Annotated in this window: 11 protein-coding genes and 1 pseudogene; 2 read left to right on the top strand and 10 right to left on the bottom strand. The window is 71.9% G+C overall.

Annotated features, from left to right (window positions below; translation table 11 throughout):
• Window position 1: 1 nt before the first annotated feature.
• The 10 genes and pseudogenes from ACF09C_RS00530 to ACF09C_RS00485 all read right to left on the bottom strand — a co-directional run.
• Window positions 2-1,495, bottom strand: a complete 1,494-nt coding sequence (locus ACF09C_RS00530; RefSeq protein WP_392087030.1) for an HAD-IA family hydrolase — start codon at window positions 1,493-1,495, stop codon at window positions 2-4.
• Between the two features lie 79 nt (window positions 1,496-1,574).
• On the bottom strand, window positions 1,575-4,463 hold the full coding sequence (locus ACF09C_RS00525) for a glycoside hydrolase family 2 TIM barrel-domain containing protein (RefSeq protein WP_392087028.1): 2,889 nt from the start codon (window positions 4,461-4,463) through the stop codon (window positions 1,575-1,577).
• Window positions 4,464-4,613: 150 nt separating this feature from the next.
• Window positions 4,614-5,591 carry a hydroxyacid dehydrogenase gene (locus tag ACF09C_RS00520; RefSeq protein ID WP_392088623.1) on the bottom strand — a complete coding sequence of 326 codons (978 nt, stop codon included), beginning with the start codon at window positions 5,589-5,591 and terminating at the stop codon, window positions 4,614-4,616.
• An 89-nt stretch (window positions 5,592-5,680) separates the two neighbouring features.
• Complete coding sequence (locus ACF09C_RS00515) at window positions 5,681-6,616, bottom strand: carbohydrate ABC transporter permease (RefSeq protein ID WP_392087025.1); 936 nt, start codon at window positions 6,614-6,616, stop codon at window positions 5,681-5,683.
• Complete coding sequence (locus ACF09C_RS00510; RefSeq protein ID WP_392087023.1) at window positions 6,613-7,614, bottom strand: carbohydrate ABC transporter permease; 1,002 nt, start codon at window positions 7,612-7,614, stop codon at window positions 6,613-6,615. The genes ACF09C_RS00515 and ACF09C_RS00510 overlap by 4 nt, the downstream gene beginning before the upstream one ends.
• 118 nt (window positions 7,615-7,732) lie before the next feature.
• On the bottom strand, window positions 7,733-9,043 hold the full coding sequence (locus ACF09C_RS00505) for an ABC transporter substrate-binding protein (protein ID WP_392087021.1): 1,311 nt from the start codon (window positions 9,041-9,043) through the stop codon (window positions 7,733-7,735).
• A gap of 126 nt (window positions 9,044-9,169) precedes the next feature.
• Complete coding sequence (locus ACF09C_RS00500; RefSeq protein ID WP_392087019.1) at window positions 9,170-10,267, bottom strand: substrate-binding domain-containing protein; 1,098 nt, start codon at window positions 10,265-10,267, stop codon at window positions 9,170-9,172.
• Window positions 10,268-10,344: 77 nt separating this feature from the next.
• Window positions 10,345-11,232, bottom strand: coding sequence for a polysaccharide deacetylase family protein (locus tag ACF09C_RS00495; RefSeq protein ID WP_392087016.1), 888 nt, complete (start codon window positions 11,230-11,232; stop codon window positions 10,345-10,347).
• The gene (locus ACF09C_RS00490) at window positions 11,229-11,546 is read right to left on the bottom strand and encodes a GH36 C-terminal domain-containing protein (protein WP_392088613.1); all 318 of its coding nucleotides are present in this window, start codon (window positions 11,544-11,546) and stop codon (window positions 11,229-11,231) included. Before ACF09C_RS00490 ends, ACF09C_RS00495 begins: the two co-directional genes overlap by 4 nt.
• A gap of 96 nt (window positions 11,547-11,642) precedes the next feature.
• A pseudogene (locus ACF09C_RS00485) lies at window positions 11,643-13,398 on the bottom strand (alpha-galactosidase); the annotation flags it as partial.
• 259 nt (window positions 13,399-13,657) lie between these two features.
• Here ACF09C_RS00485 and ACF09C_RS00480 point away from each other — a divergent pair.
• A complete protein-coding gene (locus tag ACF09C_RS00480; protein WP_392087014.1) occupies window positions 13,658-14,527 on the top strand; it encodes a GntR family transcriptional regulator in 870 nt (289 codons plus the stop codon).
• A gap of 17 nt (window positions 14,528-14,544) precedes the next feature.
• Entirely contained in the window at window positions 14,545-15,204 is a 660-nt protein-coding gene (locus ACF09C_RS00475) for a hypothetical protein (protein WP_392087011.1), read from the top strand.
• The last annotated feature ends 68 nt before the right edge of the window (window positions 15,205-15,272 follow it).

Genomic DNA, 15,272 nt, shown 5'->3' with positions numbered 1-15,272 from the left:
CCTACGGCCGAGGCACCCGACCGGCCCGCAGCAGCTCCACCAGCTCCTGCAGGCCGGTCAGGACCCGCCGGCCGGGGGCCGCCTCGACCGGGAAGAGCGAGGGTACGGCGACGACCCGGCACCCCGCGGCCTCCGCCGCGGCGATGCCCACCGGGCTGTCCTCCACCGCCAGACAACTCGCGGGATCGACACCCAGGGCCCGCGCGGCGGCCAGATAGGGCTCGGGGTGCGGCTTCGTACGGTCCACGTCGTCCGCCGTCACCGTCACCTGGAACGACTCGGTCCCGAGCAGCTTGAGCACGGACTCCACCACGGGCCGCGGCGAGGCGGTGACCAGCGCCGCCGGGATGCCCATGTCCCGCAGCGTGCCGAGGAGTTCCAGGGCGCCCGGGAGGGCGGTCGCCTCCTCCTGGACCGCCGTGAGGAACCCGGCGTCCAGCTCGGCCACGACGGCGCCCAGCGGGCGCCCGGTGCCCGAGGTCCGCCACAGGTGGACCGCGGTGTCCTCCACGCAGCGGCCCACCACCGCGGCGGTGTCGGCGTCGGTCAAGGGGTGGCCGAGACCTTCCGCCACCACCCGCGCGGTCCGCCACCACAGCGCCTCGGTGTCGACGAGCGTGCCGTCCATGTCCAGCAGGACGGCCCGCGGCTCGACGGTGAACGGCCGGCCGTCGAGGGTCCAGTGCGAGTCCGGGGGACAGTCGAGCGACGCGAACACCTGGGCGGCGACGTCCTGGTGGCGCAGCTCCCCGACCGGCGCGCCCACCGGGACGTCGGGTCCCGCGCAGGCGATCCATGCGGTGCGCTCCAGGTCCGAACGTCCGCCGTGGCCCCCCTGGTCACGGTGGCCGTGGTCCGTGACCACAAGGAACGTCCAGGCCTCCTCGGCGTACGCGGCCCGCCCGCGGACCGCGGCGAGAAGACGGCCGAGCCGCTCGTCGGCGCGGACGATCGCCCGCTCGTACTCCGTGCCGCAGCCCAGGATGTGGGCCGTCTCGTCGACCGCGCCCAGATAGACGAAGGACGCCTCGGGATCCTGCTCGGCGAGCACCCGCGCGGCGTCGACGGTCACCAGCTCGTCGGCCGCCTCCCAGCCCGCGCAGTCGTCCGCGGCGGGCGCGACATGGCTCAGCCTCCCGGGACCCCGGAACAGCGGACCGCCGTTCGCCACCGTCACCAGCGGCTCCCAGCCGGCGGCCACATAGGTGCGCCGGCCGGCGTCCCGCAGCCGCGTGGTGAAGTCGGGGAAGACGGAGAGGCGGTTGCCGCTGAAGTCGTTGCTCCAGACGGCGTGCTTGTCCACGGTCACGCCGGTCACGATCGTCGCCCAGCACGGCCCCGACATGGTGGGCGTCCCGGGTTCGACGAGGACCGGCGCGAGGAACCCGGACGCCGCGAGGGCGTCCAGGTGAGGGGTGCCGAGGCGGCTGAGCGTGTCGAGACGCACCCCGTCGATGCCGACCACGAGGACGCGGCGGCGGGCGGCGACGGACATGGGATCCTCCGGTTCGTACGGGGTGAGGCGACGGAGCGCGGGCCCCGCTCCGCGAGGAACGGGGCCCACCGGGCGGGGTTCAGAGAGCGCGGAGGACCAATCGCAACGCGACCGGTCCCGCGCCGAGCGCGTGCTGCGGCAACGGGCCGGGACCGCAGGACGCGGTACCGATGCCGTGGTGCGCCACGTCCAGGTTGACGTGCAGCCGGTCACCGGGCACCAGGTCGGTGGTGTGCCGGGCGGCGTCCAGCTCCGCGCTGGTCCAGCGCCGGACCGTGAGGTCGTACGAGGGCAGGCCGACGATCTCCAGGCCGCCGCCGCCCGCGCCGGTCAGCAGGGCCCGGCGGACCGCGCGCCGGTTGCCGTTCTCCTGCGGGCGTACGTACGGGGTCTGGAGCGCGTCGACGGTGCGCCGGTGGCGGCCGAGCCGGGCCGCCGCGGTGCTGTCCCGGTACGCCTCACCCGGGCCGAGGCCGTACCAGTCCACCGTGTCGAGCCGGCCGGGCAGGGAGAGACCGAGGCCGATCCGGGGCAGCGGACAGGGCCACTTGCCCTCCGGAACCGCGACGACGTCCAGCCACAGCGACCTGCCGTCCGAACGCCAGCGGTACGTCGCGTTCACCGCGTGGTCGGCGCCCGCGGGCGCCGTCCGGGTGCGGACCGTCAGCCCTTCGGCGGTCGACTCCACACCGAGGGTCCTGGTGGTGAGCCGGTGCAGACCGGCGGCCCGCCAGCGGTCGGCGATCCGGTCACCCAGCCGGTCGTTGTCGGTCGGTGCCCGCCACAGGTCGAGCCGGAGCCCCCCGACATCGACCCCGCCGACGGCGAGCAGCCGCCCGCTGTGGGCGTCGAAGGCGGCAGGCCCGAGGGCGAGCCGGCCACCCCGCCCCGCGACCGTCGGAAGCAGACGCTCCGGGACCGGTTCCCGAGCCGCCGGGGCGAGGACGGTCTGGCCCCACGCGATCTCGTGGCCCGCCTCCGCCCAGGGCTCGTCGGCGGCGAGCTCCGCGACCACCGTCAGGGCCCGCTCCGCGTCCTTGACCGGCGGCAGCGCCGGCACCGGCAGACTCACGCGGTCGCCGGACGGCAGGACGGGGACGTCGAGCACGCCCTCCGCGACGATCTCGCCGTCGTCCTCGGCCCGCCACCGGAAGCGCAGATACGCCGTGTCCCGGAAGTCATGGCCGTTGCGGACGGTGACGCTCCGCCCGTCGGCGCCGAAACCGATGCTGACCGGCTCGATCACCTTCTTGTACTCGACCAGCCCCGGCGAGGGCGTGCGGTCGGGGAAGACCAGGCCGTCGGCGACGAAGTTCCCGTCGTGCACGGGTTCGCCGAAGTCGCCCCCGTACGCGTGGAACACCCGGCCGTCCGCCGTGCGGCGCGCGATGCCGTGGTCGATCCACTCCCAGACGAAGCCGCCCTGCAGCCGCGGATAGGTCTCGAACAGGCGCTGGTACTCGCTCAGGCCGCCCGGCCCGTTGCCCATGGCGTGCGCGTACTCGCACAGGATGAACGGCAGCCCGCGCCGGTGCGCGTCGAGCGCCGGATCCCGCGTCGGCGGCTCCTCGCCCCGGCCGATCAGCTCGGTCTCGGCGTGGTCCGCGTACATCCGGCTGTAGACGTCGACATAGCCGCTGTCCCACTCACCCTCGTAGTGGACGGGCCGCGACGCGTCGCGTGTGCGCGCCCACTCCGCCATCGCGACCAGGTTCTCTCCGGTGCCGCTCTCGTTGCCGAGCGACCACATGAGGATGCTCGGGTGGTTCTTGTCGCGCTCCACCACCCGCCGCATCCGGTCGAGCAGCGCGTCCCGCCACCGCGCGTCGTCGCTCGGGTTGCCGCGCCAGCCGACCAGCTCGAAGCCGTGGGTCTCCAGGTCGCACTCGTCGACCACCCACAGTCCGTAGGCGTCGCACAGGTCGAGGAAGTCGCTGGACGGCGGATAGTGGCTGGTGCGCACCGCGTTGATGTTGTGCCGCTTCATGAGCAGCACGTCGCGCAGCATCGTCTCGTACGACAGCGTCCGCCCGGTCTCCGGGTCCCACTCGTGCCGGTTGACGCCGCGCAGCAGCAGGGGCCGCCCGTTGGCCTTGAGCAGGCCGTCCTCGACGACGATCCGCCGGAATCCGATGCGCAGCGGGATCCGCTCGCCGGCCGCGGTCAGCTCACCCTCGTAGAGCCTCGGCTGCTCGGCGTTCCACGGCTCGACGCCCGCGAAGGTGTGCGGGCCCGCCGGGTCGGCGTCGACGAGGCCGAGCTCCGGCACGGAGAGCCGGGCCGGCGCCGAGGTCTCGACGGACAGGGTGCCGACGCCGGTGGTGTGGTCGTAGTCGGCGTGGACGAAGAAGTCCTCGACGCAGCCCTCGGGACGGGACAGCAGCCGCACGGGACGGAAGATCCCGGACAGCCACCACATGTCCTGGTCCTCCAGATAGCTGCCCGCCGACCACTGGTGGACGCGGACGGCGAGGACGTTGCGCCCCGGCCGCAGGGCCTCTGTCGCGTCGAACTCGGTGGGGACCCGGCTGCCCTTGCCGTCGCCCAGCCGGACGCCGTTGAGCCAGACCGCGAAGCAGGAGTCGACGCCGTCGAAGCGCAGCACGCCACGGCCGGCCGGCCAGTCGTCCGGGAGCGTGAACTCCCTGCGGTACTCGCCCGTCGGGTTCTCCTCGGGCACCCGCGGCGGGTCGACCGGGAACGGGTAGGTGACGTTGGTGTACGCGGGGGACCCGACGCCCTGGAGCTGCCAGCAGGACGGCACGGGCAGCGTGTCCCAGGCGCCGTCGTCGAAGCCGGGGTCGTCGAAGCCGGCGGTGAGATCCCCGAGCCCGGCGGCGGCCCGGAAGCGCCATTCGCCGTCCAGGGGGATCCCGGGGGCGTCCGAGCGGAACGCGGCCCGCGGTGTCAGCCGGCCGCTGCCGGGGCTGCGGTCCTCGACGTAACGGGTGTCCGGAGGCTGGTGCATCGCTGTGTCCTGTGTGGTCTGCGGGACGGAAGGGCTCGGGAGGGAGGGACGCTGGCCCGAGTGGCTCGGGCCCGAAGGGGCTCGGGCCCGAAGGGGCAGGCCGAGTGGCTCGGCCTCAGGGGGCAGGCCGAGCTGCTCGGGCCCCAGGGGTCAGGCCGAGTGGGAGAGCTCGTCGGGGCCGACACCGTGCGCGAGGGGCAGGCCCTGGGCGATGCGCTCCACCTCGTCGGTCGCCCAATGGGTCATGCGCACCAGCTCGTTGCCCAGGGAACCCGCGATGTGCGGGGTGAGCAGGACGTTGGGGAGCGTGTAGAGAGGCGAATCGGGGGGCAGCACCTCGGGCTCGGTGACGTCGAGCACGGCGTGGATGCGGCCGGTCGACAGCTCCTCGGTGAGGGCGGCGGTGTCGACGAGGGAACCGCGCGCGGTGTTGACGAGCGTCGCCCCGTCGCGCAGCAGCGCGAGCCGCCGCCGGTCGAACATGTGCCGCGTCTCCGGGAGCTGGGGGGCGTGGATGGAGACCACGCTGCTGCGCCGCACCAGTTCGTCGAGCTCCACCGACCGCGCGCCGAGCCGCTCGGCCTCCGAGGCGTCCACGTACGGGTCGTACAGCAGGACCTCGAAGTCGAACGGGCGCAGCAGTTCAAGGACGCGACGGCCGATCCGCGACGCGCCCACGATGCCGACGGTCCGGCGGTGGTTGCCGTGACCGGTGAAGTACTCGAGCAGGTGCACCTGGCCCCGGGCCTCCCGGTAGGCCCGGGCGCTGTCGAGGATCCGCTTGCCGGTGGCGAGGATCGTGGCGAGGGTGAACTCGGCGACCGGCAGGGCGTTGGCGCCGGCGGCCGTGGAGACGGCGATGCCCCGCTCCCACACCGCGTCGGTGACATGGTGCTTGACCGACCCGGCGGCGTGGATGACGGCCCGCAGCCGCGGCATGGCGCGCAGCGCGTCCGCGGTGAGCAGCGGGGCGCCCCAGTGGGTGAACAGCACCTCGGTCTCGGCGAGGGCCGCCGGTTCGACGTCGGCGAAGTCCGGGACGAACCGGTCGGTGTCCACGGCCGCGACCTGCGCAAGCCGGTCGAGCGCGCCCTCGGCGAGGAGCTGGGCGTGGATGCCGGCCCCCATGGCGAGCAGGGTCCGCGGGCGTTGCGGGGCGGCGACACCGTGGGGGGTGTGGTCCTCGTTCAGGACGGAGCCTTCCGTTACGGGCACGGTCACTTGACCGCGCCGGCGGTGAGGCCCGAGCGCCAGAAGCGCTGCAGGCAGATGAAGGCGATGATGAGCGGGACGACGGCGACGAGCGAGCCGGTGATCACCAGAGAGTAGAACTCGGGCTGCAGCTGGGTGGTGCTGTTCCACATGAACAGGCCGAGGTTGACCGGGTACAGCCTGTCGTCGTTGAGCATGACCAGCGCACCGAAGAAGTTGTTCCAGCTTCCGGTGAAGGAGAACAGGAAGATGGTCATGAAGCCGGGCGACAGCATCGGCAGCGCGATCCGCGCGAACATGCTCACCTCACCTGCGCCGTCCACGCGCGCGGCCTCCAGCACCTCGTTCGGCACGTACCCCTCGGAGAAGACGCGGGCGAGATAGACGCCGAACGGGTTCACGAGGGCGGGCAGCAGCAGGGCCCAGTACGTGTTGACCAGGCCGACCTCGGAAGCCAGCAGGTACATCGGCAGCTGGATCACGGTGGCGGGGACGAGGAGCCCGCCGAGGACGACCCCGAACAGCTTCTCCTTGCCGCGGAACTCGTACTTGTCGAAGGCGTAGCCGGTGGCGACGCACAGCAGCGTCGAGGCGGCCGAGCCGACCACGGAGTAGAGCACGCTGTTGCCGAGCCAGCGCAGGTAGATGCCGTCGTTGAAGGTGAAGACGTCGGCGAGGTTGGAGAAGAGGTTGAAGTCGGCGAAGGTGAAGCCGCCGGTGGAGAAGAGGTCGCCGTGGTCCTTGGTGGCGGCGAAGAGCAGCCAGCTGACCGGCATCAGCATGTAGAACGAGGCGAGGAGCAGCACGCCGTTGACGACGCCCTTGGAGAGCAGGCTCCCCGGGCGCTTGCGTCGCGGGTCGCGGCGCCTCACCGCGGTGGCGGCAGCGCCCGTGCGGGCTTCGGCGGCTGCGGGATCCTGGGTGACCGTGTGTGTACTCATGCCGCCTTCCACCGGTTTCCGATCTTGGTGACGATGAACGACAGCACGACGCCGAGCGCGGCGAGCAGCAGGGACGCGGCGGCCGCGAGCCCGTAGTCGTGCTGGACGAAGGCCGTCTTCCAGATGAACATCGTGGGCGACCACTCGGTGTCGACCGCGGCGGTGCCGCGCTGGTTGAGCAGCTTGGGCTCGGTGAACAGCTGGATGGCGCCGACGCAGGTGAACAGGACGGCCATCACGACCGCGGAGGCGATCATGGGCACCTTGATCTGCAGGGCGGTGCGGACGGGCCCGGCCCCGTCGATGTCGGCGGCCTCGATGAGTTCGCGGGGGACGGCCTGCAGGGCGGCGTAGAAGATGATCATGTTGTAGCCCATCCACTGCCACGCCGTGAGGTTCACGATGGACGAGTACACGTGGTCGTTGCTGAAGAAGTCCCAGGTGCCGCCGACGGCCTCGATCCAGTCGAGCACCGGGCTGAGTCCCGGGGTGTAGAGGTAGATCCAGAGGATCGAGGCGATCAGGCCGGGGATGGCGTGCGGCAGGAAGAGCGCCAGCTGGAAGAAGCGCCGGGCGCGGGCCACGGCCGAGTCGATCAGCAGCGCGAGGGCGAGTGCCCCGCCGATCATCACCGGGATGTACAGCGTGCAGTACGCGGCGATGTGCAGGAACGACTCGCGGAAGCCCGCGTCGGACAAGGCCGCGAGGTAGTTGTCGATGCCGGCGAACGTCCGCTCGGTGCCGCCGAAGCCGAGTCCGGACGACTTCTCGCTGAAGAGGCTCATCCACACGGCGTACGCGATGGGCGCCGCGGTCATGGCCGCGAAGAGGACGAAGAACGGGACGATGAACAGGGCCGCCGCGGCGCGCTGGTTGCGCCTGATCGGTGAACTGCCGTTAGGGGCACGGCCGGTGCGGCCGGTGCGCGGGCCGCTGCCGTCGGCTCTGCTGCCGCCGGTCGCGGGCGGGGGCGCGGCCTTCGCGAGTGGTGCTGCCACGGGTACTCCTTGGCGGGTGGGCGCTGCGGGTCCGGGGGAGGGGCTCTGGGGCTGTGGCTCAGCCGAGTGGGACGGCGGGGCCCGGCCGGGGTCAGGGACCGGCCGGGCCCCACCGGGTTCACTCGGCGAGCTTCAGCCCGCGCTCCTTGATGCCCGACGTGGCCTTCGCCTGGCCGGCCGTGACGCCACCGGCGAAGCCGGTCTTGGCGCTCTCGTCCTGGATGGCGGTGTAGACGTCCATCTGGTTCGGGCCCCAGGTCCAGCCGGGCACGATCGTGTCGACCTGCTCGGAGGCCAGCTTGTAGAGGTCCTGGCCGCCGAAGTACGCGGTGTCGAACTTCGCCGCGGCCACCGCCCGCATCTCCGGGTTGGCCGGCAGGGCGCTGCTGGGCTTCTTCGGGTCGCTGAGACGGGCCTTGACCGCGTCGCCGTTGGTCGTGAGCCACGTGATGAACTCGGCCGCGGCCTCGACGTTCTTGCTGCCCTTCAGGACGCCGTAGGAGCTGCCGCCGTAGTTGCCGCTCGCCGGGGTGCCCCAGTGCGGCATGGGCGCGGCGGCCCACTTGCCGGCCAGGTCGGGCAGGTTGGTCTTCATGCCGGCCGCGGACCACGAGGCGCCGAGGAAGGAGAGGGTCGTGCCCTCGACCCGGGCCTTGGTCTCCTCGGGGCTGTAGCCGGTGTAGCTCTGGACCAGGTCGTCCTTCACCAGGCCGTCCCAGTAGGCGGCGACCTTCTTCGAGGCGGCGTCGTCGACGCCGGGCTTCCACGCGTCGCCCTGGGTGCTGAACCACTTGCCGCCGGCCTGCCAGGAGAGCGAGGCGAGCAGGGCGGGGTCCGACTTGGGCATGTTGGCCAGGCGGACGTTCTTGTCGGCCTTCTTGACCTTCTCGGCCGCGACCCGGAACTCGTCCCAGGTCTTGGGGACCTCGATGCCGTACTTCTTGAACAGGTCGGTCCGGTAGTAGTAGACCTGCGGCGCCGCGTCGAACGGGACGGTCCAGGTCTTGCCGCCGAAGGTGACGAGGTCCTGGATCGGCTTGGGGAACTTCTCCTTGACGGTGTCACCGACCTGCTCGGTGAGGTCGACGAGGTTTCCCTGGCTCGCGAACTCGGGGACCATCTGGTACTCGACGGTCGCCACGTCGGGCGCGTTGCCCGCCTTCACACCGCTGGACAGCTTGCTGTAGCCGTCGGCGCCACCGGGGATCTCGGTGAACTTGACCTGGATGTTCTTGTGGGTCCTGTTGAACTCGTCGACGGTGGCCTTGGCGCCACCGGTCCAGGTCCAGTAGGTGATGGTGACCGGCTTGCCGTCGGAGCCGGCGTCGGACGAGCCGCCCTCGCCGCCACCGCACGCGGTGGCGAGCAGGCCGAGAGCGGCGAGGGTGGCGGTGGCGGCTATACGGAACGAGCGTGAACTGCGCGACATGGCACGGCTCCTACGAAGACCTCGACGGGGAGAGAGGCGAACGGAGCACATCATTTTCGCCAACTCGATCACCGTCAAGAGCAAACGCACAAGACAATCAAAACGATCGAGTTACGATCAAGAAGTTCAGCCTGTGCTCGATGCTCCCCGATCGCCCCCGCAGGAGGCGCGGATCCTCAACTTCGGCAGCAGGTCGAGGTGTTGGCCAGGACCCGGCTCGTTCCCCGAGCTCCGCTCGGCAAGCCGCTCGAGCAGCAGCTTCGCCGCCAGCTCGCCGACCGCCTGCTTGGGCGGCGCGATCGCCGTGAGCGGTACGTCGGCGAGCGCGGCCACCTCGTCCTCGTACGCGACCAGGGCGAGGTCCTCGGGAACGCTGATGCCGCGCGCCTGCAGCCGCGGGACCAGCACGATCGCGTCCTCGTCGCTGTGCACCAGGGCAGCCGTGACGCCGTGCCGCCGGACGGCCTCGACGAGGTACTCCGTCACCTCGTCGTACTCCGTGCCGGACCCGCGGGCGAACGGCGAGCCGGGCACGGTCTTCAGGTCCAGTGACCGCACCGAGGTGAGGTACCCGTCCGTGATGCCCGTCGCGTGCGGACCTTCCTGCAGCACCGCCGCGACCGAACGGTGGCCGAGGGACGCGAGATGGTTCACGGCGAGCGCGGCGCCGTGCGCGCGGTCCGTGCGCACCCGGTCGAGCGTGGCCGCCGGATTGACGGCCGGCGCCGTACGCTCCACCAGCACGGTCGGGGCGCCGCAGGCGAACAGCCACTCCTCCTGCCCGTCCGAGGGCGCCCCGCCGAACCAGCTGGGAGCCACGAGCAGCCCCTCGGCCCCGCTGGCGAGCAGATGCTCCGCCTGCACGGGATCCTCGCTGTCGACATAACCGGACACACCGAGCACCAACCGGCCGCCCTGGGCCTCGACGGCCTTGCGCGCACCGAGGACGACGTCCCCGAAGATGTACGAGGTCGTCGGCACGATCATGCCGATCACCACGCCACCGGACTCCGGCTCCTCCGCGCGCCCGGAGGACTCACCGGGCCAGACGACGGCACCGTGCATGCGCTGCACCTTGCCCTGCGCGGCCAGCGCCTCCACGTCCCGCCGCAGCGTCACCGGCGAGACACCCAACTCGGACGCGAGTTCGGTGACCCGGATGCTGCCGCGCGCCCGGACGAGTTCGAGTACCCGATCGTGGCGATGGTCGACGTGATGCCGCATGGCTCCCCCTGGATCGCTTGGGAGGCGCTACCCTACGCCTCTCTACCCAGCGTATCGATCGATTGTGATCGAATCGATCAGAATGCGGAGTGCGGGAGCTGTGAAGGTGGCGTGCGCCGGGTCCAGACGCGCTGGACGGAGCGGTAGTCGATGACCGTGATGTCCTCCTCGCGGAGGACGGCGCGGGCCTGTGGCGAGGTCAGGAACTCGTAGTCCGTCCGGCGAACCGTCCAGCCGTCGTCGACGGCCTGCGACTCCGGGGTGCCCAGACCGGGGTGCACCGCCCACTCGTTGAGCCCGGCGGGCAGGTCGCGCAGCAGTTGCACGTAGCGGCCCGCCTTTCCGTCGATGTCGAGCGAGTAGCTGTCCAGGAAGTCGTTGTCGGTGACCGGCAGCCCACGCCCTCGCATCACGCGGCGCCCACGGTCGAGCCAGACGCGGACCGCGAGGCCGTACTCGCCCGCAAGCGCGGCGGTCAGTTCGAGGATGTCGTGGCGGCCGCCGTCGGCCAGGCAGTGGAAGTCCAGATGGGTCGGTGCGAGGCCCTTCTCGGCGACGGCGTCGATCTGGGCGCGGAACTCACGTTCCACGTCCTCGATCCGGGCCCGGGAGAGGAGGGCCTCGCGCCCGGCGGGCGTCGGAGAGAACACGTCACCCGCCGCGTCCAGCAGCGAAGGGACCCGCTCCCTGGCGGCCATCGGCCCCCACCGGATGCGGGGCATCTCGCACACCAGGGTGAGGTGGATACCGAAAGGGACGTGCGGCCTCCGGGCGAGCAGCTCCATCGCCTGCGCCGCCGCAGGGCAGGGCACCATCAGGCTGCAGGAGGTGGCGATGCCCTCCTCGATCGACTCGATCACGGCGGCGTTGATCGCCGGATACATCCCGAAGTCGTCGCAGTTGACGATCAGCAGCCGGGCATCGCGGGGATACCCCAGCAACTCACTCGACGTTTCCACCGTCATGTCCTCGCTCCTTTCCGCCGTCCTCGCCGGAGCCGTTCCACGTCCAGCAGCAGCGCGTCGCCCGGCGCGAGGCGGGGTACCGCGAGCCCGAGCACGCCGAGGACGCGCCCGGTCGTCGTGATGCCGGTCGTCGCGAGCGGGCCGGGAATCGGGGTGTGCGGGGTGAGTTCGGGAGTGAGCGCGACCCGGTACGCGGCGTCGGCGGTGAGTCCCGGCAGGCGCAGCCGTACGGGAGCGTCCGCGACGGACGTGCCGGTCCGGGCGTGGCAGAAGAGGGCGCGTTCGCCGTCGGCGGAGACGACGCCGTGGAGCAGGGCCGCGGGGTCGGGGTGGTCGGCCCGGACGGTGGTGCCGGTGTGGATCAGCTCGCGCCGGCGCTTGTAGAGGGTGATCCACGAGGTGAGTTCGCCCAGCTCGGCGTCCGTGCACCCGGTGAGGTCCCATTCGATCCCGGCGTGTCCGAACAGGGCCGTGGCGCAGCGGAAGCCGAGCCGGGTGGTGCGGCCGGTGACGTGCGCGGTGGCCGGGCCGACGTGGCTGCCGACCAGCTCGGGCGGGAGCAGCAGCCCGGTCCAGCGCTGGCTGTACTGGCGGTCGACGGGATCGTTGGTGTCCGAGGCCCACACCCGGTCCGTGCGTTCGATGATCCCGAGGTCGACGCGGCCCCCGCCGGAGGCGCAGGACTCGATCTCCACTCCTGGGTGCAGCCGCCTGATGCGGTCGATGAGCGCGTACACGGCTCGGGTGTGGCGGTGGACCCCGGCCGCGCCGTCGTGGACGGCCTCGACGAGAGGGCGGTTGTGGTCCCACTTCACGAAGGCGATGGGGTACTCGGTGAGCAGGGCGTCGATCCGCTCGGCGAGATGCCGGGACACCTCGGGTCGGGCGATCGAGGACGTGCTGGTTGCGGTGCGGCTCGGGCAGCCGGCCGGGTGCGGCGAGGAGCCAGTCCGGATGGGCGCGGGCCAGGTCGGAGTCGGGGTTGACCATCTCCGGCTCGCACCACAGCCCGAAGTCCATGCCCAGGGCGCGGACATGATCGGTGAGCGGATGCAGACCGTTCGGCCAGATCTTCTCGTCCACGTACCAGTCGCCGAGTCCGGCGCTGTCGTCGCGACGCCCGCGGAACCAGCCGTCGTCGAGCACGAACCGCTCGACACCGACCTGGTGGGCCCGGTCGGCGAGGGCCTTGAGCCGGTCGAGGTCGTGGTCGAAGTAGACCGCCTCCCAGGTGTTGAGGACGACCGGCCTGGGCGTTGTCGGGTGGTTCGGGCGGGCGCGCAGCATGCGATGGAACCGGTCGCCGATGCCGTCCAGGCCCTCGTCGGAGTGAACGAAGTACACCCAAGGGGAGACGTACGACTCGCCCGGCGCGAGTCGCACCTCACCGGGGGCCAGGAGCTCACCGCCGGACAGCAGGCCGTGGTGACCGGCGGAGCGCTCGGCGCCGTGCTCGCTCTCCCCGCTCCAGGCCACGTGCACGGCCCACACCTGTCCGTGGCGGAAGCCGAATCCGGCGGTTCCGGCCACGAGCAGGGTGGCGGAGTCGTGCCCGGGCCGGCCCTGGTGCGTCTCGCGCAGATGGAGGCCGTGGACGAACGGGGAGCGCTGGGGGACGCGTTCGAACCCCCAGCGCCCGGTGAAGTCGAGGAGCTCCACGGCCTCCTCGGGAAGCGGCAAGGAGGGGCGTGCCGCGGCCACCGCCCAGGGGTCGTCGCCGGTGTTGATCACCGTGTGCCTGATGCCGACCACGCCCTGGGCGGTGAGCCGCAGTTCGCAGGTGAGGCCGACCCCGGCCTCGGCGTCCGCGGCGCGTGCGGTCACGACGGACCCGCCGCTGCCGTCGGCCGTGTGCGTGACGGGTTCGGTCAACTGGGGCCGCAGGTGCGGCCAACGCCCGGCGCGGTCACCGCGGACGCCGGGTCGTCCCGGCCATCCCAGGGACTGCAGGGGTACGAGGGGCACTCCGTGCGGCACCCCGCTGCCCGCCGCGCGGGTGTCGTCGGCCGCACCCGCGCCGCTCGCGACGAAGGCGGCGGCACCGTCGGCGTCCGGGTCAAGGGCGGTACCCCAGTGCAATACACGGGGGAGAGCGGGGCCCGCGATGTCCAGGACCAGGCCGGAGCCTCCGGCCGCGAGCACGAGCGGAAGCGGTTCGAGCCGCATGTATTCCTCCGGGCGCTGGGGGCGTGCAGGCCCCGCCAATCCCACGAACACTCGGGAGCGCGCATTTTCTATCAGGTTCGCGCAGGTTCAGACAATGTCCAACGCTAGGGTGGCCCGGGCGGGGGAGCGTCGAGGCTCGCCGGGTGCTCCCAGGGTGCTCTCGGAGTGGAGCGCAGGGGTTCGACTCAAAGGTGTAGACCAATGCTGGCTTGATGCCGCACCGCGCCCGGACCATCACATTCCGTGAGGTGACGCTGTCGTGTCTCGCCCACTCCACCACCGGCCCGCACCCACTCCTGCCTACCTGCGCATCGCCACGCACCTGGAGCGGGAGATCGCGCAGGGCCATATGCCCGTCCACACCAAACTCCCCGCCGAGCGCGCGCTCGCCGAGACGTTCGCCGTCAACAGACCGACCGTACGGGCCGCCCTCCAGTGGCTTCGGCAGCGGGGAATCGTGGTGACGGATCGCCGCGGCACCTACGTGAACGGCTCCGTCCCACCCGCCGACACGCCGCCCGTCGAGCGCCCGGGACCCGCGGGCGCGGACAGAGCCGGGCACGCGTTTCCCATGGCCGCCGCCGACACCGGCCATGAAGGCCGCCTCTTCAGCGCGCCGGTCCCGCCGGCCGTGGCCGACGCCCTGGGTATCCTGCGTACCCGCCCGGCGCTGACCTACCACCAGCGTGTCGTCGACGCGTCCGGACGCCTGACCCACGAGGCCGTCACACACTTCGCCCCGGCGGCCGCCCTGGAGATCCCCGAACTCGGCCGGTACCTCACGCGGTTACCGGTCATCGACCCCGACCTGCGGCTGCTCCACCACTGGCTCACCCGCGCCGGGCTCCGTCCGACCCTCACGGAAACGGTCACCGTGACGCGCCCCGATGCGCAGCCCGACGCCCCGGCCGCACCCGAACTGGCCATCCGCCGCCACCTCCACGACCAGCGCGGCCGCCTCCTCGCCCGCGCCGACATCACGTTCCCCAGCGGCTGGCAACGCATCACCCTCGCGCACACCGGCCCGTGCCCCCTCACCCACGACCTCCACCCCGAGCCACCGACCGGCTCGGACGACCGGGTCGGTCAGACGGGAGAGGTCACCCTCTGCCGAGGACACCACCGCTGACCTGTCACCCTGGTGAGATGCTGCTCAAACTGACCGGCTCCAGCTGCTCGGGCAAGACCACCCTCGCTTACTCCCTTCGCGAGCGTCTGGGACGTATCGCCGTGCACGACTTCGACGAACTCGGCGTACCGGAGAGCGCCGATCGTTGGTGGCGCAACCGCATGACCGAGATGTGGGTGCGTCGTGCGCTGGAGTACCAGGTGCGTGGAGTCGACCTCCTGCTGACCGGGCAGTCCCCGCTGGGCGAGGTCCTGGCCAGCCCCTCCGCCCCGTCGCTGGATGGAATCGCGGTCTGCCTGGTCGACGTTTCCGACGAGCACCGGCGCGCCAGGCTCACCCTGCGCGACCCGGGCCGATGGGATGCTCCTGCGGTGGATTCCTTCCTCGGCTGGGCCGCCTGGCACCGCAGGCACGCCGAGGATCCCTGCCACCGACCCGACGTCATCATCGACGACAGCTGGCCCGAGATGGCCTGGCACCGCTGGACCGGATGGACCGCCGACGACCGGCGATGGTCCACCCACCTGCTCGACACCACGGATCGGCCCGTCGCGGAGTCCGTGGATCAGATTGAGCAATGGGTGACCGAACAGCGCGACGCGCTCCGATCCGGCCGTCTCGCCCTGTCGCGGGGCTGGTCGGACCGGACCGCCGACCGAGCCGACCACGACTCCTGATCCACTGTCGCAAGCTCCGACGGCTGCGGCGACCTGGGCGGCGGTGGTCGAGATCATCGACATTGCGG

Origin of the sequence: Streptomyces sp. NPDC014870, assembly GCF_043081505.1 — a bacterium.
In the GTDB taxonomy this organism is placed as follows: domain Bacteria; phylum Actinomycetota; class Actinomycetes; order Streptomycetales; family Streptomycetaceae; genus Streptomyces.
The sequence above is the reverse complement of the archived record's forward strand: the minus strand, read 5'-3'. Positions and strand labels throughout refer to the sequence as shown.

Bases quoted from the DNA above. Each gene is read 5' to 3' on its own strand.
- ACF09C_RS00500 (WP_392087019.1), bottom strand. From the start codon at position 10,267: ATGCGGCATCACGTCGACCATCGCCACGATCGGGTACTCGAACTCGTC.
- ACF09C_RS00495 (WP_392087016.1), bottom strand. From the start codon at position 11,232: ATGACGGTGGAAACGTCGAGTGAGTTGCTGGGGTATCCCCGCGATGCC.
- ACF09C_RS00505 (WP_392087021.1), bottom strand. From the start codon at position 9,043: ATGTCGCGCAGTTCACGCTCGTTCCGTATAGCCGCCACCGCCACCCTC.
- ACF09C_RS00525 (WP_392087028.1), bottom strand. From the start codon at position 4,463: ATGCACCAGCCTCCGGACACCCGTTACGTCGAGGACCGCAGCCCCGGC.
- ACF09C_RS00515 (WP_392087025.1), bottom strand. From the start codon at position 6,616: ATGAGTACACACACGGTCACCCAGGATCCCGCAGCCGCCGAAGCCCGC.
- ACF09C_RS00530 (WP_392087030.1), bottom strand. From the start codon at position 1,495: ATGTCCGTCGCCGCCCGCCGCCGCGTCCTCGTGGTCGGCATCGACGGG.
- ACF09C_RS00520 (WP_392088623.1), bottom strand. From the start codon at position 5,591: ATGGGGGCCGGCATCCACGCCCAGCTCCTCGCCGAGGGCGCGCTCGAC.
- ACF09C_RS00475 (WP_392087011.1), top strand. From the start codon at position 14,545: ATGCTGCTCAAACTGACCGGCTCCAGCTGCTCGGGCAAGACCACCCTC.